Below are 24999 nucleotides of genomic sequence, written 5' to 3'. Positions count from 1 at the left end.
ACGGAAAAACAAGCCGGATTCTTCATCTGGCGTTCCTATTGTTTGATTTTCCTGGTTATTTGCTGAATTTCAACTTCTGAAGTCTGGTGGCTGTCTGGACGGCTTTGGTCCCGGCATTGGAAAACCCTTCCAATCCAGAAGGTATTCTGATATAGTCATTCATGAGAGGGTTCCTTTTCTTGTGGTTGTAGATAACCGAACAATACAAGGAATTCCTCTCATTTTTCAATTCCCTGTATGCTTACCCTCCCCCAAAAAAGTAAATGAGCCAAAAACATTATTTAAAAGACCAAATTTTAGTACTAATATCAGGTAACTCCCTAACAGTATTTTGATGTTGCTGTTCCGTATTGTCATGAAACTGTTTATTTAGTACCTTCCATTACTTTCTCAAGCACAGATGACACCAACGGGTATATCTGTTCTCCCAATTGATACACTTCTGTAGAACCGTAACATACCTCTCCTGTATCTGTTTTTATAAAGTTTTGCTTTGCATGATCAATGGCATCTGCTAAGAGAAGAGGATGTTTTCGGCTGTCAAAACCGCCAGGGACCTTTGCATCGACAACATGTTTCCATCCTGTACTGTCTTGCATAATATCTTTTGCTGGCTCCGAAGAAAAGTGATAATACAACCATACTTCAAAACAGGAATTGCTTTGCGCTACATACCAGTTTTTGTAAGGTGCACACGCCTTTCTTAATTTCGCGATGGATTCTCCCCAGGTATCCGTATCAATGACAAACCATACGCAGTCATCATCGCTTACATCATACTTCAAAGGTCGTTGGGTACCATCTAAAATATCAAGGAATGCTTGTTGGTATAAACCAAGAGGTGAGTTATTACCTTGGGAATCAGCGGGAACAATCTCAAGGTTAATTCTTGAACTGAACCCTTTGAAAAAAGTAAAATACTGGGGTTCTCTTTTGCTTCCCTCACAATAGATAATGACAAGTGTAGCATCTCTATCTGGTGGTTTCCTTTGGTATAATCTATTTCTGAAAATCATATTTGTCCCAGTTGAGATCTCTCAGATTCGCAAGAAACGGAATAGCTCCATATCGTCCTTCAAGGTAGCCCTTTCTGATGTCTTTGGTATTGTGTTCCTTAAAATCACAAAGAGAATATAAATCGCTGTCCCCAAAAGAATCCTTTTCCACAAACCAGATTTCATCTTGCCGCAAGATTTCTTGGTCAAGAAGATTTGACTCATGGGTGGTGAATACCAATTGACCTTTTGTCGTATCATCAAATGAAAATTTCTTAATGATTTCTTTTATCAGAAGAGGATGAATGCTCCTCTCAATTTCATCAATGATGCATGTTGTATCCGAAGCTATCACATCTGTAAATGCAGGAAGAAAATCAAGCAGCCTCCTCGATCCTTCGGATTCTTCTCCAAGATCGAATAAAACAGCTTGCCCATTTTCTCTGGTATGCATAGTTTTCAATTGTTTGACGACAACGGCGCCGTTTTCACGGACAACATCAAAAGTTTCTCCCTCTGGATTCCTGAACTCAAAAGCTGAATTTTGGTTCTCATCCATTTTATTAAGAACACTCTCCATTGAAGCAGGATTGTCATCCCCAAAAAAATCCTTAATATTTTTCTTTTCAGTTTTTAACTTTTTTATTCCAACTCCATAGGAACAAATAATACCTTCTGCAAAAGTACGAAATTCCTTATCTATATCAAGTTTTTGCACAAGGAGCGAAGGGACACTTGAAGGAGTAAGAATTACAAGTTTCTTTCTGAACCAATCATATGCTTGGTTAGTTTCTTTTTTGGATGGGTTTTCCAATTCTGCCAATACCTTCAATGCTATTATATTTTGTTTTAGCAGATTCTGTTCTATGATTTTCTGAAGCATCTTATTTTCTTTAAGTTTCCATTTTGAATCAGCAAATTTCAAGGTTGCTGTTCCATCTTGATTCGTCGTACGCTCAAATATAAGTTTATCTTCTTTTTCATTCAGTCCCGAAACATAGAATTCTTCTTTTAGAATATTTTGTTCACCAATTTCCAATGCGTAAAGATAAGGTATACCTTCTGTAACAAATTCAACACCAAGCAAAGTAGGAGTAGTGGACTCATGGAAAAACCTGAGGCGTCGAAGGGCAAGAGAACTAGGAAGTTTGCCTGTCACCACGATTGACTTAAAAAAATCAAGTGCTTTTACAAGATTGGATTTACCTGCACCATTTGCTCCGTAAAATGCAGAGAGCTTTAGTATTTCGAGGCTTCCAGCATGATATTTGTGCTTATTCAGTCTTGAAAACCTCGGTGCAGATATCATAGCAAATTCTTTCTCTTTTCCGAAGGAATATATGTTGTTTAATCTAAAACGTATTAACATATACGTGATAGTATCACGCATACTTTTAAATTTCAAGTCAATATACCCCAACATATCGACTATATAAGCAATACAATCACGTATACAGACTCATAGTACAAAATCCATAAAACAAACATTAACCTTTCTATTATTCTGAGATTTGATATTTCACTTTCAAAATACCAGAATTAAACTAATCTAAAATAGTTACAATTGCTATCCCTTCCGATTTTTCTGATGCAACATATATGTTCTTCCAGTTGCCCCATAGATATGTCATTATTAACCACCTCCAGATCAAAATTCTCCAAACTATCTGATAGTGCAAGCGCTCTCCTATATCCATAAAATCTCAGAAGACAATACAGTATCTGTGTGCAGTCACTTCTAAATATGCAGACATATTTTTGTATAGATATGCACCGGCCTTGGATATTTGTCCAAGCAATTCTACGCTTTGCAAAAACCCCAACAAAGTAATCAAATCTTTATCATTAACCATTTAATGACATTTACTAACATACTGATTATCGATATATCCAAATTTTTATTTTAGAATTTTGCTACAAAAGCAACAAAACTCATTTTTTACTACAATCAATATTTTTCTTGACAAAAAACGAAACTGATATACAATTTAGTAAATAAATACCTAAGTTAATAATTTACGGTAAAAAAATAACTACGTGAAAGAGAATATTATGTTAGTATCATTGTCAGATGTTTTGTCGGATGCTGTAAAAAAGACCTATGCAATAGGTGCTTTCAATGTTTACAATTATGAAACAATAAAAGGTTGTTTTTTAGCAGCCAACGAACAAGCTTCTCCAATTATCATTGCCTTTGGAAGCAACATTCCTTACATGGACATCGATGATCTGTACATATTGGTTTCAGAAATGGCAACGACCGTTCCCTTTCCTGTGGCATTGCATTTGGACCACTGTAAAAATAAAGAAACTATTGAAAAAGCCATCAATACTGGATTTTCTTCTGTTATGTATGATGGTTCATTATTACCATTTGAAGAAAATATAGCGAATACAAAAGAAATTGTTGCACTTGCCCATGCAAAAGGTGTTCAAGTAGAAGCCGAACTTGGTTCTTTAGCAACAGGTATGGGTACAAATGAACGGGAATTATCAAACAAAGAACTCTATACAGACCCTGGACAGGCACAAGCATTTGTCGAGAGGACAAATGTTGACGCCTTGGCTGTTTCCATCGGCACAGTGCATGGGCTACATAGAGGAAAACAAAATATTCGTTTTGATATACTTAGTGACATACATACACAGCTGTCTGATTTCCCTTTGGTCCTACATGGCGGTTCTGGAGTATCCGCTGCAGAAATATCACATTGTATCCAATCAGGAATTTCCAAAATCAACGTCAACACAGAAATTTCAAGATCCGTTACAAAGCAAATAAAAGACATGCTTGAAAAGGATCCGGATATACATTATTCATCCCTGTCTGCTACAGCAATCAAAGTAGTTGCTGATGTTGTGGGTTCATACATCCGCATATTTCAAAATGCATAAGAGATTTATTTCGTCCATGGAGAAACCCGTATAGGACTTTGGTCTTCAAAAACTGAATTGGAAAAGTCGTAGCAAACAAGCCAACCAATTCCAATAAAAATACAAAGGAGTCAAGTGTTTATGAAAGTAGAGGTCAATGAAGCACAACGTCTACAGAAATTGAAAAAACCAAAAGGAAAAGTTGATGTGGTACTTGATACTGATACATATAACGAAATTGATGATCAGTATGCATTGTCTTTTTTAGTGAAGTCCAGTGACAAATTGAATCTCAAAGCCTTGTATGCTGCTCCTTTTTCCAATAAAAAAGCAGCTACACCAGCTGAAGGGATGCAGAAAAGCTTTGATGAGATTTTCAATATCCTTACTTTGCTGGAACGAGACGATTTAAAAAAGATCACGTTCAAAGGTTCTGAAAACTACCTTTCCAATGAAAATACCCCAATATATTCTCCTGCGGCTGAAGATCTTGCAAGGCGAGCCATGGATTACTCTGAAGAAAATCCATTATATGTCATTGCAATCGCAGCAATAACAAATGTTGCTTCTGCAATTCTAATCAACCCAGAAATCATCAACCACATCGTTGTAGTTTGGTTAGGCGGCAATGCACTCCACTGGCCCACTAACAGAGAATTCAATTTGTTCCAAGATATAGCTGGTGCAAGGATTATTTTCGGCTGTGGAGTACCTTTGATAATGCTCCCATGCCTTGGCGTAGTTTCTTCTTTCAGGACGACAGGTCCAGAATTGAACTACCACCTGAAAGGGAAAAATAAACTTTGTGATTATCTTGTTGATGTCACTGAAAAAGAAGCCCTACTTACCTATGGGAGACCAACATGGTCCAGAGCAATTTGGGATGTCACTGCGGTCGCATGGCTACTGGACGGAGATTATATGGATGACTGTCTTATTACCAGTCCTATTCCTGAATATGACGACAAATGGGGATTTGATTGTACGCGTCATCAAATCCGTTACGTGTTCAATATCAAGCGAGACAACTTATTTGAAGAATTGTTTAGAAAATTAGCAAACTAAATAAAATCAAACGGAGGAAAATTTTATGAAAAAGCTATTGGTAACATTAATGGTTATTGCTATTACTTTCGGAAGTCTGTTTGCAAATGGTACACATGAAGCAAGTTCTTCTGCTGCAACAGAATCAAATTCAAATGACAACATTACCATCAAATGGATTTCCCAAGGGACTGGTGCTAGTGGATGGGAAGGAAAAACAAAACCGATTTTGGAGAAATTCGAAGAAGAAACAGGCTATAAAGTCGATTCTGAATTCTATTCCTTCAATGACCTGTTCGATGTACTTGAAACCAAATGTGCGGCAAAGGCTTCGGATTTTGATGTCATGAGCGTTGACGTCACGTATGTTGCAAAATATGGTTCCAGTGGTTATCTCGAACCTCTTGACAAGTATTTCTCTGCAGATGAAAAGGCCAAGTGGGATTCCGCATCCTACGCTGCAAGCGTTTGGAACGGCACAATGTATGCAGCTCCAGAAAATACTTCTTCCCAACTGCTTTGGTATAACAAGGACCTTCTTGATGAAGCAGGAATCACAATCCCTGAGAATGGACCTGATAACCGCCTGACATATGAGCAAATTGCTGAGATGGCGAAAAAAGCCCTTGCAAAGCTTGACCCAACTGGTTCCAAGGGAATAATTGGTTTTGATTTCCAACAAGTAAGCCGTGTTTATCAAATGAATATGCTTCCGAACTCAATGGGCGGAAAAAACATCAGTGACAATGGCCTTACGCTCGATGGAGTTGTGAACACGAAACCTTGGATTGATGCAATGACTTGGTATCAGAATCTTGTAAAAGACGGTATTGCTTCCCGCGGTTATGATGCAGATCAACTTACCCAGCAATTCTATGCTGGTAAGATGATTTTCATGATCGGCGGCACATGGACTCAGAAAAACACTTCAAAAGATGTACATATCGGTTGCACCTATGCTCCTTGTTTCAAAGGGTATGAAGACAAAGCCGCTACGTCCACTGGCAGTTGGTACTTTGGCGTCAACAGCCAATCAAAGAATAAGGATGCTGCTGCCAAATTCGTAAAGTTCTTCACATTGGGAGAAGGAAACGACATGTGGTTGAAGATCAATGGAGATGTTCCAAGCAGATTGGACAAACAGCAGGAAATGATGAATGGCAATGTACCGTACTTGACGATTGCAGCCTATGAAGCAGCCCACACAGCTGTTGCACGCGCTGTTACCCCCATGTTTGGAGAATATTCCAATATCCTGAACCAAGCGTGGGAAGATGTAAGGAACGGAGCTGATGTAAAATCCACACTGCAGGATGCCGTAGAACAATTCAATCTTTCTGTTGCTTCTTATAAGTAAGGGCTATCAGATCTTACAAAGACGATAACAGCTGTTATCGTCTTTGTGCAAATAAAGGACAATTTATGCAAAGAATTAACATCAAGAACTCTTGGCTACCATATATTATGGTCCTTCCCGTTTTCCTTCTGATTTGTATTTTTAAAATCGCCCCGATTGCAAATTGTCTTGTCCAAAGTTTTCTGAGAAGGCAAGGTAGTGGCTTTACTTTGGAAAACTATCAGCTTCTCTTTGTAGACAAGACATTCTGGAATTCTTTATGGGTAACTTTAAAATTCAATCTCATTACCATTCCACTGCAGATTATCATTGCATTCGTCATGGCTCTGCTTGTAAATTCCAGAGTACGAGGAATTGAAATATTCCGTACCATGCTCTATCTGCCGTTTTGTGTCTCCATAACCATATCGACCGTGCTATGGGAAACAATGCTGAATTTTAACAACGGTATCATAAATAGTCTCCTTGGTATATTTGGAATCGGACGAATTGGATTCCTCATCGATAAAAGATGGGCGTTGCTTTCTATTATCTTAATTTGTTCTTGGCGTGGATGTGCTTACTGGATGATGTTTTTTCTTGCCGGTCTAAAAGGAATCAATTCAGAAATCAAAGAAGCCGCAGCCATAGACGGAGCAGGTTATTTCAGAACATTGTTTACAATTATAATCCCTTTGCTAAAAAACACATTTTTCTTTGTAATCATTGCAAATACAACAGCAAATTTCCTGTTATTCGCACCTGTGCAGATTGCAACAGGAGGGGGACCGCAAGGAAGCACTGATTTGCTTATGTATGAAGCATATAAATCTGCATTCAAATATTCAAATCAACAGAGGGAATCCTGTATTGTCACGATTCTCCTATTAATTATCATTGTATTGTATTTCATCCAACAAACTGCAGTGAAAGAAAAGGAAGCCTAAGATATGATCAGTAAAAAAATAAAGAAAAGAACCCAAAAGTCCTTCCTATATATAGTTCTTGTGCTGATGGCTATTTTTGCTCTCTTTCCTCTTTTGTTTTGCCTTTCAGCCTCATTGAGAACACAGAATGATTTATTCCAGCACATGTTCCCTTTCACTATGAAATCTCTGATTCCCTCGAAGATTGTATCGGAAAATTTCATAAATATTTTCAGTGAATACCATTTCTACCGACCTATCCTCAATACAGTGATAGTCACAGTAGCCTCTATATTGCTTGGTTGTCTTTTATGTTCACTTGCAGGCTTTGCATATACATGTTTTGATTTTAAAGGACGTAATTTATTCTATTTGATAATAATGGTTTCCTTCATGGTTCCTTTTGAAGCAATTGCAATTCCTCTATATGCAATTGCAAATAAAATGAATCTTATAGACACATACTCCGGTATGATTCTTCCTGCGGTAGCAGACGGACTGGTCACCTTCTTGTTTATTCAGTTCTTCAAGGATTTGCCTGTAAGCCTAGTGGAAGCGGCAATGGTCGATGGTGCAAAATGGCCCACGATTTTTTTCAAAATCATCATTCCAATTTCAATTCCAATCTTTGTTACTTCAGGTTTGATGATTTTCATGACACAATGGAATTCTTATCTGTGGCCTTTATTGGTCGCCAGAAGTAAAGAAATAAGAACAATTCAAATTGCTATCAGTGAGTTTGTCGGTGAATACTCTGTCCAGTGGACATATATCTATGCAGCGACAATTATTTCTGCAGGTATTCCCATTGCACTGTTTTTACCATTGCAAAAGTATTACATCGAAGGTGTTACTGCCGGTAGCATAAAAGGATAAGGAATAAAAAATGGAAGAAAAAAAGTTTACAAAAGTCGGTTTCATTGGTTTAGGAATCATGGGAAAACCCATGGCAAAAAATCTGCTTAAGGCAGGAATCTCCTTGCTAGTATCTGATCTGAATACTGCAGCAGTGGCTGAATTGACATCTTTAGGAGCAGAATCCGGAAGTTATGTCCAGATAGGACAAGAATGTGATGTTGTTATTACAATTCTCCCAAATGGAGGAATTGTACAGGATGTCTTGTTTGCTCCTGACGGGGTTGCATCATCCCTGCAAGCCGGGAAACTTGTCTGTGACATGTCCAGTGTCACACCGAACGAAAGTAAATCCTGTTATGAAAAGTTAAAAAAGAAAGGAGTCGGATTTGTAGATGCTCCAGTAAGCGGAGGTGAACCTGGTGCAATAGCGGGTTCGCTTGCAATTATGTGTGGAGGAGATGAATCTGATTATGCAAAAATGGTTCCATATTTCTCTATTATGGGAAAAAGTAACGTGCTTATCGGTCCAAGCGGCAGCGGCAGTACCACCAAATTGGCAAACCAGATCATTGTCAATCTAGGTATCGCAGCCGTTTCGGAAGCAATGACCATGGCTGTCAAAGCTGGGGCAGATCCTATGAAGGTGTATCATGCCATCAGAGGAGGATTGGCAGGAAGTGCAGTATTGGATGCAAAAGCCCCAATGATGTGCAAAAGGAATTTCGCTCCTGGGGGGAAAATCAGCATCAACCATAAAGACATCAAGAACGCTGTCAATACGGCCCATGCTATTGATGTTCCTATCCCATTGACTGCCCAATTGTTTGAGATCATGCAAGCCCTGAAGGTCAGCGGACATATGAATGACGATCATGCCGGAATCGTACAGTATTTCGAGAACCTTGCCGGTGTCGTCGTGAAATCTGATATTGATTGAAAATAAGGGAAATCAAGATGAGCACCATTCAATATGATAAGATTTTGAAAAAGTATCCTCCTCTCTCTGATGAAAGGTCCTTAGACCAGATCCTAGCTGATGAAAGAGCAAAAAGTAAGATGAAATTCATTGTGCTGGATGATGATCCTACAGGAGTGCAGACAGTCCATGATGTCAACGTATATACCGATTGGTCTTTTGAATCTCTTTGCAAAGGTTTGAACGAAAAAAGCAATGTGTTTTATGTGCTTACCAATAGTCGTGGTATGACTGCTGAAGAAACAGAAAAAATACATAAGGAAATAGTTTCTTCAGCTATCGCAGCATCCAAGGAAACCGGATATAATTTTACTTTTATTTCCCGAAGTGATTCCACGCTCAGAGGACATTATCCTTTGGAGACAGAAATTCTGAAAAAAGGTTTGGAAGAACAACTTGGTATTCATGTTGATGGCGAAGTACTCTGCCCATTCTTCAAGGAAGGTGGTAGATATACCATTGACGACATTCATTATGTAAAACAAGGGCCGATGCTCATTCCTGCAGCAGATACTGAATTTGCAAAAGACAAGACTTTTGGGTATTTGCACTCCAGTATTCCAGAGTATGTAGAAGAAAAAACAAAAGGGAAATATAAGGCCAAGGATGTAACATGCATATCATTAGAATCATTAAGAAAGCGTCAATTTGATGGAATCAAAGAACAATTGCTGCAAGTAACTGATTTTAATAAGATCTGTGTGAATGCATTCGATTATTGTGATGTCAAGGTATTTTGTATTGCACTCTATCGTGCAATGCAGGCAGGTAGACATTATATGTTCAGGACAGCTGCAGGATTTGTCGCCGCTATTGCAGGGATATCCCAGATGCCTCTGCTTGAAAGAAAGCAACTAGTAAACCCAGATCTAAGAAATGGCGGCCTGATTGTAGTTGGAAGCCATACGAAAAAATCAACCGATCAATTGAATTTGCTTCTAACTGCAAAAAATGTAGTACCAATTAAGTTTGAATCCAGCCTTGTTTTAGAAGGTAAAATTGCTTTTATGAAAGAAATCGAACGCTGTGTCAAACTAGAAGAAAAAACTATCCGTTCTGGCAAGACCGCAGTTTGTTTTACAGAGAGAACTTTGTTATCTTTGCCAGATGACTCAAAAGAATCGGCATTGATCCGGTCTGTCAAAATCAGCGATGGTGTACAATCGCTTGTGCAGCTTTTGACTGTCACGCCTTCGTTCATTATTGCAAAAGGAGGAATCACTTCAAGTGACATAGGAATAAAGGCTTTGCATGTAAAACGTGCAAAAGTTCTTGGCCAAATCTGTCCGGGCATTCCTGTTTGGCAATTGGGACAAGAAAGCAAATTCCCATCCATTCCCTATGTAATCTTTCCTGGTAATGTAGGAGAGGCCGCAACGCTGAAAGAGTGCTATGAAAAATTGATTTATACATCATGATCCATTGCATATAGTCAAGTTCTCTGGAACTGAAAGCAATATCGAAAAGCAGTTCTCATTTCCTAAACTGCTGTATTATTGTTGTTGCTTTATATACACAACCAGAATTACGGGAATGTTGCTTCTTGCGGAACTTTTGTCTTATTCAGGAACTTTCAGATTTCTATGTTATATTTGAGTAGCATACAAATAAATCAAAGCTTTGCAAAATTTTCTTTATGCTTTGCTACTGTATTATGTCAGAAAATTTTCATCGGTATCAAGATTTTTCTTCATACAGACTGAATAATAGATACCGGTGGGATATTAAGAAGGTAAGTAGGTTTTTCACAATGTATCATTGATGAATTGAAAATGAATCAGATATGATTCTCATTCTGGCTTTGAGTCTATAATGGTAATCTTGATGGGAGGTACCTTATGATATATAATTATTTTACTGCGAAAAGAAATAATTACCAAGCAGAAGCAAATCCCACAAAAAGAAGGATTGCCTGTAACATTGAAAAAACCTTACTGATTCTTTTATTGCCAAGTATCATTATGGGAGGTACTTAAGTAAAACATTTTCTATAATCAAATCTGGTATAGCAATTATCCTATATAGTGTCATCCTCCATTGCTTCAAACGTCATGAGCTTGATTCCATTATCAGTATTCTTTATGTGGATTTACCTTGTCAGATTTGGAATAACATCAACAATAAGACCAAGTAGTATGGATTTTGACTACCATGTTAGGATAAATCTTTGCTTCGTATTGAATAACATTGCATATTGATTTGATTAAGATAAGTGAACAGCAACTTTTGGTTCTCTTGTTTTACTTATTCTTTTGATAATGTTTCTCATCCTTGGCACGTCTGATGAAATGATATGAACGATATATATTGGAAGAGGAGTAATATATGGAAATGGGACCGTTTGAAAAAATGAAATATCGATACAGCATACTTTCCGTCCAACAGAAACGTATTGCAGATTTCTTTCTTGCTAACAAAGAAAGTGCGATGAGATTATCGATAAGTGAAGTTGCTCATGAATGTAATCTAAGTGAGACAACTGTCATTCGATTCATCAACAAGCTGGATTATTCATCTTATCAGACATTTCGATTGGAACTGGTACAAGAAGCTTCAGAAAAGACCTCAGAAAATGAAAATAACATACTGTTGAAAGATGGTTATGGTAACATCACGCCTAATGATTCCATTGCGTTGATTCGCAAGAAAGTAATTCATTCTGCTACTTCAGCTATCTGTGATATAGAAAAATTTGTTGCACCCGAAGATTTGGAAAAAGCAGCTGATAAAATTTTACATGCCAATCAAATCTTGTTCTATGGATCTGGTGGTTCAAGTGCCATTGCAATGGATGGTCATCATAAATTCATGCGACTGGGATTGCATTCAAGTTATGAAAGCAATTCCCATTTTGCCATCATCCGTTCTTCTCACTTGGGTAAAAAAGATGTCTTGATCTTGATTTCTCATACGGGAGCAAGCATGGAAGTAGTTGAATGTGCAAAAAATGCAAAGGAAAACGGCTGTACGGTCATTGCCATTACAAGCTATCTACATTCCAAGCTAGTTCAAATTGCAGATATTGCCCTATTCAGTGTCAAAAACGATATGCCCTATTATACTGATGCCTTGGTTTCAAGGTTAGTGCAACTTGTTATTCTTGATATATTGTTTGTAAAAACATGTCTGTCAATGGGAGAAAAAGGAGAAAAAGAAATTGAAATGTCCCGGCAGGCAATAAACCCGATGAAAGGCAATTCATTGGTAAAAAAGGTTTGAAATAGTATAATTGTTGCTTTTCTCAAAATCCCAATCTTTTCATGATCATTGATCCTGTCAGTGACTGTTTGTTTTTAAGTTGTAGTGCGAATACCGCTTTAAAGTTCAGCAGAAACTTCTTATCAAAGAAAAAACCGGTGATAAGCAACGTCACTATAGCCAAGTTCCGGAAATTATTCTGGACAGTCACAATGAGCTTATGAAAGACTTAAGGGACATATCCATCATATTTCCCAGATAGCCATGAGATAATTCTTAGATGAATGATTTTGTAGTACTACATTCCAAATAGTTTGAATATTTTCTTTTGAATTATTGATGTAAGTTGTCATGCGCTGTATATCATGTAGTGATATAAGGGACTACTTAAGAGACGGACATGGCTTTTATCAAAACTCAGAAGACTTGTTGCGATGCCGCAGGCAATTTCATATCCGGTTCGGCTTCGATCAAGGACGTCGCATACGTCCGCAAAGCAAAATATCATTCCAGGCAGATTTCAATGGAAGTGCTGAGGAAGATAATATTCCTTGATGCTGCAACCACGGGGTACATGGGAGCGCCTGCATGATGGGGCTTGTCCTGGTACTGGACACACGGCTCCCTTCCCTTCCGGTATGGTTCGACATCATCCCGGGAAACCTGCTTGACGTGAGCACGGTGATGGGCATCGTGGAAGACGTGGAGTCAAGCCTGTGCATCAGCGTCGGTTCCCTCACCCTTGATGCCGGATATGCATCAAAGAAAATCATAAGGGCGTTTTCTGACTGTGGGGACAAGTTCCTGATACTGAGGATGCCAGCAAGGAAGCGTTGGAATTAAAAATATAATGCTACAATTTCAGGCATCTTGGGCTTGATACAAACAAAAAACAGTACAAAGAAAGTATACAAAATCAATTAATTATAATTTACTTATAATAAATTTTGGTATATATTATAACAAAAATCGGGATAAAAACATGATTACCTATATTAGATTAACAAATTTCAAGTCATTTTCAAGTATATCGATCGATCTGCGTGGTTCCCATGGAATCCCAAAGAAACTGGCCTTGATCTATGGTGAGAATGGCGCGGGAAAATCAAATCTTATCCTTAGCATCTTGTTTCTGATGCAAACCATGGACACCTTGACGAACCAAATGCATAAAAATTTTTCGGTAAATCAAATTACATCATTGCAAGACGATGAAATCAAACAGAAACTTTTGGATTTAGCCATTCAAGAACGTAATTCATCCCTTTCCGACATCATTCATAACTATTGGTCCATTGGCAATGAAAAACCAATGGAAATTGAACTTGGATTCAGACTGAACAATCATGATGGGCATTACTTTGCGAGTTTTTCAAAGCAGGGAATAATAAAAGAGGAGCTCTATGGAACATTGAAGGAAAAAGCCGGAATCCTTTTCAGTATTTCGCAAGATAAAAGCTTTCTCAGTCCTTCATGCTTCGTGACAACGAAATACAAGAAGGAATTGGAAGAGGAAATAGACAAATATTGGGGTAAGCATACCCTCATGTCCATTCTGACGTATGAACAGACCAGAACGAATATCCCTTATATCAAGAATGCATTGTCTCCAGTCCTGCTTTCCATAAAAAAAGCACTTCAGGGAATCAATATCCTCTGCAAAGTCCATTATGGTGAAACCGGTAGGAGTATCGTACTGTTTCAGTTCCTCAACAATCTGGAAGAAGGTTTTACCAAGGCAAAAGACAACAGGGAGCTCCTTGCCTGTGAGGACATGCTAAACCAATATTTCACAAAGCTCTATGCTGACATCAAAGCCGTCCATTACCATTTTTCAAAGGCAAAAGAAGGATTCCATTACACCTTGTATTTCGACAAACTGATTTCCGGAAAAATCTGTTCCGTTCCTGTGACCATGGAATCGACAGGAACAAAAAAAATACTGGAAATATTTCCTTTGCTTTTTTCCTATGCTGCAGGTCAGACGGTATTGGTCGATGAAATTGATTCAGGTATCCACGATCTGCTGATGGTACAAATCATGCAAATGTTATTGGATCTGCCAGCTGAAAACAGAGGTCAGTTGATAGTCTCAACCCACAACACCTTGCTGCTGGACGCTGTTCCACCTGAAAATGTATATGTAATACGTGCAGATGCAAACGGGAATAAGAAAATTACATGTATAACGGAATATAAGTTCAGAACCCAGAAAAACAACAGTATGAGAGTAAAATACCTCCATGGATTTTATGAAGGTGTACCGGAATCAGGAGATTTGGATTTTGAAGAGTTGGTAACAGATACATACAAAAGGATAGCACAAGGGGAAAAGGGAAAAGTCCTGCATACGGAAAAAGGACATAACAATGAGTAAGATAAAACCATCTTACCAACATCTCATGACTATCGTCCATGGACAATCAGAATACGCCTTATGCAGATGCATAAAATCAAATCTGCATCTTCCCATGGAAATTGTTTCACGAGATAAAGGAAAAAGCAGCATACAGATCAACAGCGTAATGGATGTACTCAAACAAAAAGACCTAAAGACATTCAGTTCATTTCACCGGACATATGATAAAATCGAAACAATAAAAAAACTTTGGTTGATTTCTAAACATTATATCAAGACAAATACCAAGAATCATACGTATATCAACTTCTATCACACCAATAATCCTATACCTTTCCTAGATGTCGGCAAGGTTGTTAAAAATACAGCCTCAATAGGAATTAAAGGAGTATCATCTCAAAGAAGATAATGATGTTGGTTCCCGTCGATATGACTTTCTAAAACAATACAGGTCCATGCAAGCAAGAGAATTTTCTTAGCCACTATAAAACAACAGACATGAAGTTTCATATCTGTTGTAATCAATAGTATTCTCTTACACTTAGAACGAATTATATACACCCCAGTTGCATACTATCTGTAAGACAATTTATTTTCTAATTGTACTTATAGAAAGGACAACCTATCCCCCGAAGATAATCCTCATATTCAATATTGACAATCAAAGAAGGAAACAAGCTGCCATATGACCAGGAGACACTTCCTTCAACGGCGGTACTTCCTCCTTGCAACGGATCATTGCATAGGGACATCTGGAAGCAAACTTGCAACCCTTGGGCATATTGAGAGGGCTCGGTATCTCTCCTTCAAGCAAATGAGTCTTCTTCTCCTTGCCAGCTTTAGGATCAAGCAAAGGAATTGCTGAAAGCAATCCTTGGGTATAAGGATGGAGCGGATGCTTATAAAGCTCTTCCGTCTCTCCTGTTTCTACCAATGATCCCAAATACATAACACCGACATGCTGGGAAATATGCCGTACCATTGAAAGATCATGTGCAATGAAAAGATAAGTAAGTCCTATCTGCTGCTGCAAGTCCTCAAGCATATTGACCACCTGTGCCTGCACGGATACATCCAAGGCAGAGATAGGTTCATCACAGACTATGAACTGAGGATTTACAGCCAGGGCACGGGCAATGCCTACACGTTGTCGCTGGCCACCGGAAAATTCATGAGGATACCTGTTGGCATGCTCCTTGCCCAACCCGACGGTCTGCAGCAGGACATTGATACGGTCCTGACGGTCCTTGGCATTTTCATAAAGATGATAAATGTCCAATGGTTCTCCGATGATATCGGAAACAGTCATCCTGGGATCAAGTGAAGCATACGGATCCTGAAAAATCATCTGGATCTTCTTACGGAACATCCACATTTCCTTGCTTGGCAAAGAAGCAATATCCGTCCCATCATATATGATCCTTCCCCCGGTAGGGTCATAGAGACGGACCATGCAGTAGCCTGTAGTGGACTTTCCGCATCCGGATTCTCCTACCAGTCCCAGGGTCTCACCTTTTTTGATCGTAAAGGAAATATCATCGACAGCCTTTACACACTTTTCCTGTTGCTTTATCAGACCCGTCTTCCGCGTAAAATGCATCTTCAGATGCTGTACATCGACCAATACCGTCTCATCCATGGAATACTCCCTTCTGCTGCTGTTCATACGCTTCGACCTTCGGAGCCTGTGCATGGCAGAGCCAGCAGCAGGCTTTGTGCGTAGGACTGAACTCAAATGCCGGAACTTCTTCACTCCGGCATATTTCCATGGCAAAATCACAGCGCGGATAGAACGGACAGCCCTTGGGTGGGCGCAGCAAATCCGGAGGAGTCCCTAGGATAGGAACAAGCCGTTTCTTCGTCTGCGTATCTGAAACAGTCGGGACTGACCGCAGCAGTCCCATCGTATACGGATGACGCAGTGCATAGAAAATTTCTTCGGTCGTCCCTTCTTCCATGATCTTTCCGCCATACATGACCAATACCCGGGAACAGGTCGTAGCAACACAGCCCAAGTTGTGCGTGATCAGGATAACCGAAGTATGCAGTTCCTGGTTTAGGTTCTTCAAGAGTTCAAGCACCTGGGCCTGAATCGTGACATCCAAAGCCGTTGTCGGCTCGTCAGCAATCAGCAACTGAGGCTGGCAACAGAGAGCCATGGCAATCATGACACGCTGGCGCATACCTCCTGAAAATTCATGTGGATAACAGTTGAAACGTTCTTCAGGCGAAGGAATCCTCACCAGCGAAAGCATTTCAATTGCCTTTTCCTTGCTTTTCTGGGGAGAAAGATGCTGATGTTCGTTGATGGCTTCGACAATCTGGTTCCCGACAGTATAGAGGGGATTCAAGGAAGTCATCGGATCCTGGAAGATCATGGAAATCCTGTTCCCCCTGATCTTCCTCATCTGATGCTGGCTCTTCGTCGTCAGCTCTTCGCCTTGGAAAGCAATGCTTCCACCGACGATTTTCCCAGGATAAGTCAAAAGCTTCATGATAGAGAGCGAAGTGACACTTTTTCCGCTCCCCGATTCACCGACGATGCCGATGATCTCCCGCTCGTCAACATGGAAACTCACACCACGTATGGCCTTGACTTCACCGAACTGGGTAAAGAATGATGTATGAAGGTTATCTACCGTAAGCAATGCCTTGGACATGGTGTACTCCTTACTTGGTTACTTTTGGATCGAAGGCATCTCTCAACCCATCGCTGAACAGGTTGAAAGTCAGTATGGTAACTGAAATGGCAATGGCAGGAAATGCCATCTGGTAAGGATACACGTAAATACCGGCCAAGGCATCATTGCAAAGCGTACCCCAGGAAGCCATCGGCGCAGAAATCCCAAGCCCGATGAAGCTCAGGAAAGCTTCATTGAATATCGCGCTGGGAACCTGCATGGCAATGTTGACCATGATGGGACCTACCATGTTCGGGATCAGATGCCGTACCATGATCCTCTTGGTATCGGCTCCCATTACGACGGCGGCCTTTATGAACTCCTGTTTTTTCAGGCTAAGGACCTGTCCCCTTACGATACGGGCCATCTTTACCCAGAACGTCAGCCCCAAGGCAAGGATGATCGAAGTCAGGCCGGAACCGATGATCACCATGATAAGAATGACATAGAGCGTCATCGGAATGGAATCGATGACATCTACGATCCTCATCATGACATTGTCGACATTTCCACCGATATAACCAGCCAAACCTCCATAGAGCACCCCGACGATGAAATTGATCAGTGCCGCGATGATACCGACGGTAAGGGAAATACGCGCACCATACACAATACGGATGAACAAATCCCTTCCCAGCCCGTCAGTTCCCAGTATGTAGGTCCTGTTATGCAGCGTCTTCGTATCGGTAAGGGTCTTTCCATCACTGGTCACAGTGACACGGACCAACTTGTTCTCAAGGATGGTCTTCGCCTTCCGCAAGGAAATCCTGTCAGGAGCCGAAGCCCCATAGTAAGACTGCAAGGTACGAGGCACCACTGACAGGAACGTATTTGTCACCTGTCTTCTGAAGTTTCTTGTATTCCTTCACAGCTTCCATGTAACTGCCATAGCCAATCACTACGGAATGCCCGTTCACCTTGTAGTAATTCTTCTTGTGGATCATGTCCTTTCGCACGAGTTCTGCATCATTTTTCAGATTGCCGTGCCCATCCATCGCAACAAGCGTGTATTGCGGCGTGACATAGACATAGTCATTATCATCAACAGCAAAGGTCTTCATATGTGCAGGTAAGTTTGCATAATTCAGATCCTGCTCATAATAGTTATAATGCCAGAAAAACGGAATGAAGATTGCACCGATGGCAATGACGGCAATACATACCAGGCTTACCATTGCAATGGTATTTGCCTTGAGCTTTCTCCATCCATCCTGCATGAACGTAAGGTTCGGCCGTTCTATCTTTTCAGCATCTTTCTTTTCCTTGGGAAGGGATGCCCACATCGCCGAAGGTATGGTTTTTGTATCAAGCATGGTTCCAGCTCCTTTTAATCTAACGTAATGCGAGGATCAATCAAGACATACGTGATATCAACGACCAACACACACAGCACAAGTAACACAGCGAAAAAGACGGTAATCCCCATAATGAGCGTATAGTCCCTGTCGAGGACGCTATTGGTAAAAAGATTGCCGATACCAGGAATTCCGAAAACCTTCTCAACGACAAAGGATCCGGTAATCAAGGCCGCAAACAAAGGTCCGATATAGGTAACGACAGGAAGTATGGCATTGCGCATCGCATGCTTGCCAAGTACCTTCCATTCTGACAGACCCTTTGCCCGTGCCGTGCGGATATAGTCCTGGCTGAGGATATCCAACATCGACGTTCTCATAAGCCGTGTCACGAAAGCAAGCGGAAACAAAGCTATGACAACGACAGGACCGATATAGCCCTGCCAACTGTTTGTCCCATAGGCAGGGACCAGCCCCAGCATCTTGCTGAAAAGGAACAAGAAGCCGGTAGCAAAGACAAAGCTGGGAATCGTCGCCCCCAATGTCGACAGGATCATCAGCAGCCGGTCAACGAATTTGTTTTGGCGCAAAGCAGCAATTATGCCGGAAAAGACACCTAAGAACAGTACCAACAACGTTGCACTGAGACCGATCCGCATCGATGTAGGGAATCCGGCTGCAATAATCTGGTTGGTCGTCAGACCTTTCTTCGTATAGGAAATGCCGAAAGTCACCATGAAGGTAACCTTCGAGATACCGCACGTATCTGACCGGAAGCGGTTTATCAAGACCATATTTTGCCTTCATGTTTGCAATGATAACGGGATCGGCCATCTTCTCACTTGAAAAGGGATCCCCAGGTATGGCATTCATGAGAAAAAACGTCAGTGTCATTATAAACCATATAGTAATAAGTGCCGAGATTATCCGTTTTATAATATAGCGAAGCATACGTTTGTTCTCCCAGGTATATACAATGAACCATACTGTGCAGGCAAACCTGCACAGTATGCATAGCTATAACCAAGCAAAGTCAATCAACTATTTGATGATCTGTGCATGCTTGAACATAAAACTGTTCGTGGAGGTCAGCTCGACATCTTCTACCTTGTCTTTGTTGACCACTGCAATGAACGACGGGTAGAACAAAGGAGTGATAGGCATGTCAGTCATCAATGCAACTTCAGCTTCATGCCAAGCCTCGTCACGGGCACTGCCCTGGGAAGCCATTGCCTTGTCAAATGACTCGTCAAACGGCTTGTTGCCAGGATTCAAGACAGTATCCCAAGGAGCTCCCTTGTAATTTTTCCAGCGCCATTGCGGTGTGTTGTTACCATTCTGGGAATAGAACAGCTTGACCAGGCCGCTTGCATCATACGGTGCATTCGTCCAGCCGCCGGGAGCCATATCATACTTGCCCTTCGTCTTCGTATCAATGAACACGCTGGATTCTTCTGCCCTGAGCGTCACGTTGATGTTCAGGTTAGCTTTCAGCATCTGCTGGATTGCTTCAGAAATCTTCTTGTACTTGGCATTGTTCTTATAGACAAGCTCCACGGTCGGGAAACCCTTGCCGTCAGGATAGCCGGCTTTTGCCAACTCTTCCTTTGCTGCCTGTACATCTGCTTTACGGGGATCAATACCATATTCAGCAGCAGGATAGCCATCGTCTTCCATCGTACGGAACGAACCTCCGTCCGTCTTCATGCAGGTAGGAGCAAGGAAACCGCTGGCAGGTACGGAACCATCCTTCAATACCTGTTCGGTCAACTGCTTGCGGTCAATTGCATAGGCAACTGCCCTACGGGCATCCACATTGTTGAACGGTGCCTTGTCACAGTTGAAGTTCAGGAACTGGGCACCTGTGTCTGCAGTAATGACCACATTCGGGTCTTCTGCAACCAACTGAGGAATCTGCTCAGCAGGAAGGGTACTGGTCACATCGATCTGACCGGCCTGGTAGCCTTGCAATGACGTATTGGCATCAGTAATGATGACTGCCTTGATACCCTTGAGCTTCACGGCATCCGCATTCCAATAGTACGGGTTCTTTTCGAAGATGAAATGGGAACCGATCTTGTACTCCGTCAATTTGAACGGACCATCAGAAATACAGGTAGCAGGATTCTTTTCCCAAGCATCGCTATTTGCTTCGACAACATCCTTTTTCACCGGCAGATAGACATCATTTGCTACCAGTTGCGGGAAATAAGGTGTCACGTTCTTGAGTACTACCTGGAAAGTATAGTCATCAAGTGCAGTTGCCTTGATATCATCATAGGGACCTGTACCGTCAAAGTACTCCTGGGCTCCTACGATATAGTCAGTAACAGCCTGAAGTGCATCGGAAGCAACGGCAGGGTCACAGATCCTCCGCCATGAATATTGGAAATCATAGGCAGTAACGGGAGAACCGTCAGACCATTTTGCATTCTTCCGCAAGTGGAAAGTGTATGTCTTTCCATCTTCAGAAACATCCCAGGACGTAGCAATGCCAGGGATAATACCTGTAGCTGTGCTTACGGTCAGACCTTCGAACAACTGCTTGCACATCGTATCAGAGATACTTTCGCTGTTTGTGGTAGGATCCCAGCTTTTCGGTTCCTTTCCTAAGTTCCAGACCAGGTAGCGGGAATCATCCCCACTGGCAACCGGCTTGGTTTCCTGAGTCTGAGAAGTTTTTTCTGTCGTCGCTGTAGGGGTTTTGTCCGCAGCAGATGATGTAGCTGTAGCAGTTTTCTCCGTGGTAGTTGCTGCAGCAGTGGCTTTTTCCGTGGTAGCCGATGCTGAAGAACTTTTCTCTTTGGCACCACAGCTGCTCAACAAGCAGACTGCAGCGATTCCAAGTACCAGGGAAACTGTAATCATCCCTTTCCTCTTCATTTTTCATTCCTCCAAAATTCAAATTCCAATCTGTCACATAAGGACAGTATATGGCAACTAATATATTTTCCCTTTTAGTAAAAAACCTCTCAAAATTTAACTCTCAGAAATATTTTCAGCTTAGTATTGCATCTAAATCCACTTTTTTGTACAATATTTTACCGTAAGTTATTTTTTGTCAATACATTTTTCGTATATTTATTCAAAAAATTTTCATAACTTAGGAGATTGTTTCTATGAAGATTTTCATTTCCGTTGACATGGAAGGGTTGGCTGGAATTACCAACTGGAAACAGGAAACTGAAGAGCAGGAACGTTTTCGTCAATCAATGCATATGCAGATAAGATGGATCATCGACGGCATCCATAACAGCACACTACAGAACAAAATTGAAGAAATCCTTATTGCTGATTCCCATGGGTCCGGTACCAATCTTTCATATGCCCAATTGAGTGAGTTTGATGACCGCATCAGTCTGATAAGCGGTTCCCCGCGCCCCTACTATATGATGTCAGGACTTGACGCAACATGTTCCATGGTCTTCTTCGTCGGTTATCATGCCGGTGTAGGCGAAACAGAGGCAAATATGGACCACAGCTTTTCCAGCAGGTTGATCCATAACCTTACGATCAACGGCAAGCGCATGAATGAATCAACCACAAATGCTGCCTATGCCGGCTACCTTGGTATTCCGGTAGCCCTCGTCGTCGGAGACTCAGGACTCCGCAAGGAACTGATTGACCAGCAGATGATGCCATGGGTCAACTTTGTCTGCACCAAGGATTCACTGGGCCGGACTGCCGCAAAGTTCCATTGCAGGAAACAACTTTATGAAGACACCGTCACCTCTGTAGTCTCTGCCTTGGACAGGAATCCCGCAGACATTCCTCTGTATACGTTCGATGCTCCCTATGTATTGGAAATAGAGTTTACTGACTCAGCCATGGCTGCAAGCGTTGCAAGGCTTCCGAACGTACAGCTGAAAGATGCACGCACCATTTCCTGCCAATACGAAAACTTCCCGAATCTGTATGAAATGATCATGTACGCATGTACATTGGCAAAATAAAATTAAGATAGCGTAAGGAAAAACACATATGAATTATGATTTTGATACGGTCATTGACCGACATAACACGGATTGTCTCAAATGGGACCACAACAAAATAACATACGGAACTGATGATATCCTCCCCTTGTGGGTTGCAGATATGGACTTCAAGGTTCCAGATGCAGTTCTGGATGCCATGCAGAAACGCTTGGAACACGGTGTATTCGGCTATACCTATAGGAGCGGAAGATACAACCATATCATCAGTGAATGGGTAGAAAGGCAATATGGCTGGCACATCCATGACGACTGGATTACCTTCAGCCCCGGTGTCGTTCCTGCAATGGCCCTTTCCCTGCTGGCTGTCACAAGGCCTGGAGATGCCGTAATGATTCTCAGTCCCGTGTATGGTCCTTTTTCCCATGTAGTGACCAACAACGGAAGGAAGTTGATCGACTGCCTGATGGACAAAGACGAAAACGGCCGATACGCATTCGACATCGACAAGATGGAATCCTTGGTAGACAAACGCCTCAAAGTCCTGATGATCTGCAATCCTCATAATCCTGTAGGAAGAGTCTGGTCCAAGGAAGAACTGTTGCAGCTTGAGCAGTTTGCACAACGGCATGACCTGTTGGTAATCTCTGATGAAATCCATGCAGATTTCACCTTCAAGGGACATAAGCATATTCCATTTGCTTCCCTCACCCCCTATGCCGAAAGCCATACCATTGCCTGCTACGCCCCAAGCAAGACATTCGGTCTTGCAGGGCTCTCCACTTCCTACATAGTCATTCCTGATCCGAAAATCAGGCAAGCCTTTGATGATATCCTCTACAGCCTTGAAGTGGACAATGGCAATATCTTTGGATTCGTGGCCCTTGAAGCGGCATTTACCAAGTGTGATGACTGGCTGGAACAGCTGCTGGACTATCTTGAGGCAAACAGGGACTATGCCTGCGACTTCTTCAAAGAAAGGATTCCCCAGATCCAGGTATGGAAACCGGAAGCAACCTATCTCCTTTGGCTGAACTGTGAGCGTCTTGGTTTCAAAGACAACAAGGAACTCGATGCATTCTTCATCAACAACGCCAAGATCGGCTGCAACAGAGGTGTTCGGTTCAGCCCTTCCAGCGAACAGTACATGCGTCTGAATTTCGGTTGTCCCAGGTCATTGCTGACGCAAGGCCTTGAACAATTGGAACAAGCGGTAAAAGCATTGGGAGCTGAACAGAAATGAACAAACAGCAACTCTTGGACATACTGGCAGAAGAAATCAAACCATCCTTGGGTGTCACGGAGCCCGGTGCTGTAGCCATGTGCTGCAGTGCCGCCTCTGACCTGAACTCCATCGGCACACAGCACATCGACATCATCGTCAGTCCCGATATCTATAAGAATTGCATGGCCGTCGGCATCCCCGGTTTCCCCGAGAAAGGAATCAAAGCTGCCGCTGCCCTCGGTGCAATCGGAGGAGATTACCGTCTGAAGCTTGAAGCACTGAAGACAGTGACTGATGTCCAGGCAAAAGCCTGCACATCCCTTTTGGCTTCTGATGGCGTATCTGTTTCGGTCTCTGACAATGGCAAGATGCTCTATATTGAAGCATCCTGCAAAGGTTCAAAAGGAAACGGCAGATGCATCATCCAGGATTACCACGATTCCATCGTATACCGCGAGAAAAACGGCAAGGTCCTTTTAGACGGCAGGAGGCCATCAGATGAAGAAAAAATGTGTACAGATGGCCTTACGGATGTTACAATCAAAGAATTGGTTGCATTGGTAGAAACCTGTAGTTCTGATGAACTTGAACTGCTTGCCCTCGGTGCCGATATGAACATGGAAGCATCAAAGTGGGGACTTGCGCACAGACCTGGCAGTGCAATCGGTGCACATCTGAAGGATCTGGCTGACGGAAAACGATGGGTCGCAGACGATTTGACTACAGAATTGCAGATTGCTACCTGTGCAGCGTCAGACGTCCGGGTATCGGGCAGTCCGATATCCATAATGACCTGTGCAGGCAGCGGGAACCATGGAATTACGGCAATGGTACCCATAGCCCGTGCTGCACAGTATCTGCATATTCCAAGGATGAAAATGCTGAAGGCATTGGCTCTGTCCTGCCTGGTCACCGTCTATGTCAAACGGTTCTCAGGGAAACTGTCGGGCATGTGTGGCTGCGGTGTCGCGTCAGGAACAGGAGTAGCCTGTGCTTTGACATATATGCTGGATGGGTCGATGATACAGATGGAGAACAGTATCAAGAACATGGCAGGAGGGATCACTGGTATGATTTGTGATGGCGCAAAAGAGGGTTGTTCCCTAAAATTGGCAAATGCAGTTGCCAGTGCCGTCCAATCAGCAATTCTGGCTTTGTCCGATGTGGTCATTCCCAATGACAATGGCATCGTTGGTACAACAGCAGAACAAACGTTGAGAAATATGGGAACCGTCAGCTTCCCGGGTATGTCTTCGACAGATGCAACTATTCTTGAAGTAATGCAACATTGGAAATGAAT

General features: G+C 41.8%; 21 protein-coding genes and 1 pseudogene. 14 read left to right on the top strand and 8 right to left on the bottom strand.

The window, feature by feature from the left end; all coding sequences use genetic code 11:
* Nucleotides 1–365 precede the first annotated feature (365 nt).
* Together LKE40_11995 and LKE40_11990 are read right to left on the bottom strand one after the other, a co-directional pair.
* On the bottom strand, nt 366–1016 hold the full coding sequence (locus LKE40_11995) for an RloB family protein (protein MCH3918151.1): 651 nt from the start codon (nt 1014–1016) through the stop codon (nt 366–368).
* The gene (locus tag LKE40_11990) at nt 1000–2364 is read right to left on the bottom strand and encodes an AAA family ATPase (protein ID MCH3918150.1); all 1365 of its coding nucleotides are present in this window, start codon (nt 2362–2364) and stop codon (nt 1000–1002) included. Before LKE40_11990 ends, LKE40_11995 begins: the two co-directional genes overlap by 17 nt.
* A gap of 683 nt (nt 2365–3047) precedes the next feature.
* Here LKE40_11990 and LKE40_11985 point away from each other — a divergent pair.
* The 11 genes from LKE40_11985 to LKE40_11935 all read left to right on the top strand — a co-directional run bounded on the left by LKE40_11985 (nt 3048) and on the right by LKE40_11935 (nt 14584).
* Entirely contained in the window at nt 3048–3890 is an 843-nt protein-coding gene (locus LKE40_11985) for a class II fructose-bisphosphate aldolase (protein ID MCH3918149.1), read from the top strand.
* 120 nt (nt 3891–4010) lie between these two features.
* Entirely contained in the window at nt 4011–4934 is a 924-nt protein-coding gene (locus LKE40_11980; protein MCH3918148.1) for a nucleoside hydrolase, read from the top strand.
* A gap of 25 nt (nt 4935–4959) precedes the next feature.
* The gene (locus tag LKE40_11975; protein MCH3918147.1) at nt 4960–6270 is read left to right on the top strand and encodes a sugar ABC transporter substrate-binding protein; all 1311 of its coding nucleotides are present in this window, start codon (nt 4960–4962) and stop codon (nt 6268–6270) included.
* A gap of 65 nt (nt 6271–6335) precedes the next feature.
* The gene (locus LKE40_11970) at nt 6336–7196 is read left to right on the top strand and encodes a sugar ABC transporter permease (GenBank protein ID MCH3918146.1); all 861 of its coding nucleotides are present in this window, start codon (nt 6336–6338) and stop codon (nt 7194–7196) included.
* Nucleotides 7197–7469: 273 nt separating this feature from the next.
* On the top strand, nt 7470–8051 hold the full coding sequence (locus LKE40_11965) for a carbohydrate ABC transporter permease (protein ID MCH3918145.1): 582 nt from the start codon (nt 7470–7472) through the stop codon (nt 8049–8051).
* A gap of 10 nt (nt 8052–8061) precedes the next feature.
* Complete coding sequence (garR, locus tag LKE40_11960; protein ID MCH3918144.1) at nt 8062–8970, top strand: 2-hydroxy-3-oxopropionate reductase; 909 nt, start codon at nt 8062–8064, stop codon at nt 8968–8970.
* 17 nt (nt 8971–8987) lie between these two features.
* Nucleotides 8988–10427, top strand: coding sequence for a hydroxyacid dehydrogenase (locus tag LKE40_11955; protein MCH3918143.1), 1440 nt, complete (start codon nt 8988–8990; stop codon nt 10425–10427).
* A 907-nt stretch (nt 10428–11334) separates the two neighbouring features.
* Nucleotides 11335–12228, top strand: a complete 894-nt coding sequence (locus tag LKE40_11950; protein ID MCH3918142.1) for a MurR/RpiR family transcriptional regulator — start codon at nt 11335–11337, stop codon at nt 12226–12228.
* A 379-nt stretch (nt 12229–12607) separates the two neighbouring features.
* A complete protein-coding gene (locus LKE40_11945) occupies nt 12608–12799 on the top strand; it encodes a hypothetical protein (protein ID MCH3918141.1) in 192 nt (63 codons plus the stop codon).
* The gene (locus tag LKE40_11940) at nt 12796–13050 is read left to right on the top strand and encodes a transposase (GenBank protein ID MCH3918140.1); all 255 of its coding nucleotides are present in this window, start codon (nt 12796–12798) and stop codon (nt 13048–13050) included. Before LKE40_11945 ends, LKE40_11940 begins: the two co-directional genes overlap by 4 nt.
* Nucleotides 13051–13189: 139 nt before the next feature.
* The gene (locus LKE40_11935; GenBank protein ID MCH3918139.1) at nt 13190–14584 is read left to right on the top strand and encodes an AAA family ATPase; all 1395 of its coding nucleotides are present in this window, start codon (nt 13190–13192) and stop codon (nt 14582–14584) included.
* Between the two features lie 643 nt (nt 14585–15227).
* On the opposite strand, the gene LKE40_11930 is transcribed toward LKE40_11935, so the two are convergent.
* The 6 genes and pseudogenes from LKE40_11930 to LKE40_11905 form a co-directional block, all read right to left on the bottom strand.
* Nucleotides 15228–16205, bottom strand: a complete 978-nt coding sequence (locus tag LKE40_11930; GenBank protein MCH3918138.1) for an ATP-binding cassette domain-containing protein — start codon at nt 16203–16205, stop codon at nt 15228–15230.
* Nucleotides 16198–17226, bottom strand: coding sequence for an ABC transporter ATP-binding protein (locus tag LKE40_11925; GenBank protein MCH3918137.1), 1029 nt, complete (start codon nt 17224–17226; stop codon nt 16198–16200). Before LKE40_11925 ends, LKE40_11930 begins: the two co-directional genes overlap by 8 nt.
* 10 nt (nt 17227–17236) lie before the next feature.
* Complete coding sequence (locus tag LKE40_11920) at nt 17237–18085, bottom strand: ABC transporter permease (protein MCH3918136.1); 849 nt, start codon at nt 18083–18085, stop codon at nt 17237–17239.
* Nucleotides 18018–18560 carry a hypothetical protein gene (locus LKE40_11915; GenBank protein ID MCH3918135.1) on the bottom strand — a complete coding sequence of 181 codons (543 nt, stop codon included), beginning with the start codon at nt 18558–18560 and terminating at the stop codon, nt 18018–18020. Before LKE40_11915 ends, LKE40_11920 begins: the two co-directional genes overlap by 68 nt.
* A gap of 14 nt (nt 18561–18574) precedes the next feature.
* Nucleotides 18575–19493 (bottom strand): annotated as a pseudogene (locus tag LKE40_11910) (ABC transporter permease).
* Between the two features lie 90 nt (nt 19494–19583).
* Complete coding sequence (locus tag LKE40_11905) at nt 19584–21425, bottom strand: peptide ABC transporter substrate-binding protein (GenBank protein MCH3918134.1); 1842 nt, start codon at nt 21423–21425, stop codon at nt 19584–19586.
* A gap of 236 nt (nt 21426–21661) precedes the next feature.
* On the opposite strand from LKE40_11905, the gene LKE40_11900 reads away from it, so the two are divergent.
* The 3 genes from LKE40_11900 to LKE40_11890 are packed head-to-tail and all read left to right on the top strand — an operon-like array spanning nt 21662 to nt 24997.
* Nucleotides 21662–22495 carry a M55 family metallopeptidase gene (locus LKE40_11900; GenBank protein MCH3918133.1) on the top strand — a complete coding sequence of 278 codons (834 nt, stop codon included), beginning with the start codon at nt 21662–21664 and terminating at the stop codon, nt 22493–22495.
* Nucleotides 22496–22523: 28 nt separating this feature from the next.
* Nucleotides 22524–23717, top strand: coding sequence for a pyridoxal phosphate-dependent aminotransferase (locus tag LKE40_11895; GenBank protein ID MCH3918132.1), 1194 nt, complete (start codon nt 22524–22526; stop codon nt 23715–23717).
* Nucleotides 23714–24997: an L-serine ammonia-lyase, iron-sulfur-dependent, subunit alpha gene (locus tag LKE40_11890; protein ID MCH3918131.1), complete on the top strand. Its 1284-nt coding sequence runs from the start codon at nt 23714–23716 to the stop codon at nt 24995–24997. Before LKE40_11895 ends, LKE40_11890 begins: the two co-directional genes overlap by 4 nt.
* Nucleotides 24998–24999 lie beyond the last annotated feature (2 nt).

It is taken from the genome of Spirochaetia bacterium (assembly GCA_022482625.1).
In the GTDB taxonomy this organism is placed as follows: Bacteria; Spirochaetota; Spirochaetia; order Sphaerochaetales; family Sphaerochaetaceae; genus Pleomorphochaeta.
This window is presented reverse-complemented; position numbering and strand designations above follow the sequence as displayed.

Bases quoted from the DNA above. Each gene is read 5' to 3' on its own strand.
- garR (MCH3918144.1), top strand. From the start codon at position 8,062: ATGGAAGAAAAAAAGTTTACAAAAGTCGGTTTCATTGGTTTAGGAATC.
- LKE40_11975 (MCH3918147.1), top strand. From the start codon at position 4,960: ATGAAAAAGCTATTGGTAACATTAATGGTTATTGCTATTACTTTCGGA.
- LKE40_11940 (MCH3918140.1), top strand. From the start codon at position 12,796: ATGATGGGGCTTGTCCTGGTACTGGACACACGGCTCCCTTCCCTTCCG.
- LKE40_11890 (MCH3918131.1), top strand. From the start codon at position 23,714: ATGAACAAACAGCAACTCTTGGACATACTGGCAGAAGAAATCAAACCA.
- LKE40_11945 (MCH3918141.1), top strand. From the start codon at position 12,608: ATGGCTTTTATCAAAACTCAGAAGACTTGTTGCGATGCCGCAGGCAAT.
- LKE40_11930 (MCH3918138.1), bottom strand. From the start codon at position 16,205: ATGGATGAGACGGTATTGGTCGATGTACAGCATCTGAAGATGCATTTT.
- LKE40_11925 (MCH3918137.1), bottom strand. From the start codon at position 17,226: ATGTCCAAGGCATTGCTTACGGTAGATAACCTTCATACATCATTCTTT.
- LKE40_11915 (MCH3918135.1), bottom strand. From the start codon at position 18,560: ATGCTTGATACAAAAACCATACCTTCGGCGATGTGGGCATCCCTTCCC.
- LKE40_11955 (MCH3918143.1), top strand. From the start codon at position 8,988: ATGAGCACCATTCAATATGATAAGATTTTGAAAAAGTATCCTCCTCTC.
- LKE40_11950 (MCH3918142.1), top strand. From the start codon at position 11,335: ATGGAAATGGGACCGTTTGAAAAAATGAAATATCGATACAGCATACTT.
- LKE40_11900 (MCH3918133.1), top strand. From the start codon at position 21,662: ATGAAGATTTTCATTTCCGTTGACATGGAAGGGTTGGCTGGAATTACC.
- LKE40_11895 (MCH3918132.1), top strand. From the start codon at position 22,524: ATGAATTATGATTTTGATACGGTCATTGACCGACATAACACGGATTGT.
- LKE40_11970 (MCH3918146.1), top strand. From the start codon at position 6,336: ATGCAAAGAATTAACATCAAGAACTCTTGGCTACCATATATTATGGTC.
- LKE40_11990 (MCH3918150.1), bottom strand. From the start codon at position 2,364: ATGTTAATACGTTTTAGATTAAACAACATATATTCCTTCGGAAAAGAG.
- LKE40_11905 (MCH3918134.1), bottom strand. From the start codon at position 21,425: ATGAAGAGGAAAGGGATGATTACAGTTTCCCTGGTACTTGGAATCGCT.
- LKE40_11935 (MCH3918139.1), top strand. From the start codon at position 13,190: ATGATTACCTATATTAGATTAACAAATTTCAAGTCATTTTCAAGTATA.
- LKE40_11980 (MCH3918148.1), top strand. From the start codon at position 4,011: ATGAAAGTAGAGGTCAATGAAGCACAACGTCTACAGAAATTGAAAAAA.
- LKE40_11985 (MCH3918149.1), top strand. From the start codon at position 3,048: ATGTTAGTATCATTGTCAGATGTTTTGTCGGATGCTGTAAAAAAGACC.
- LKE40_11995 (MCH3918151.1), bottom strand. From the start codon at position 1,016: ATGATTTTCAGAAATAGATTATACCAAAGGAAACCACCAGATAGAGAT.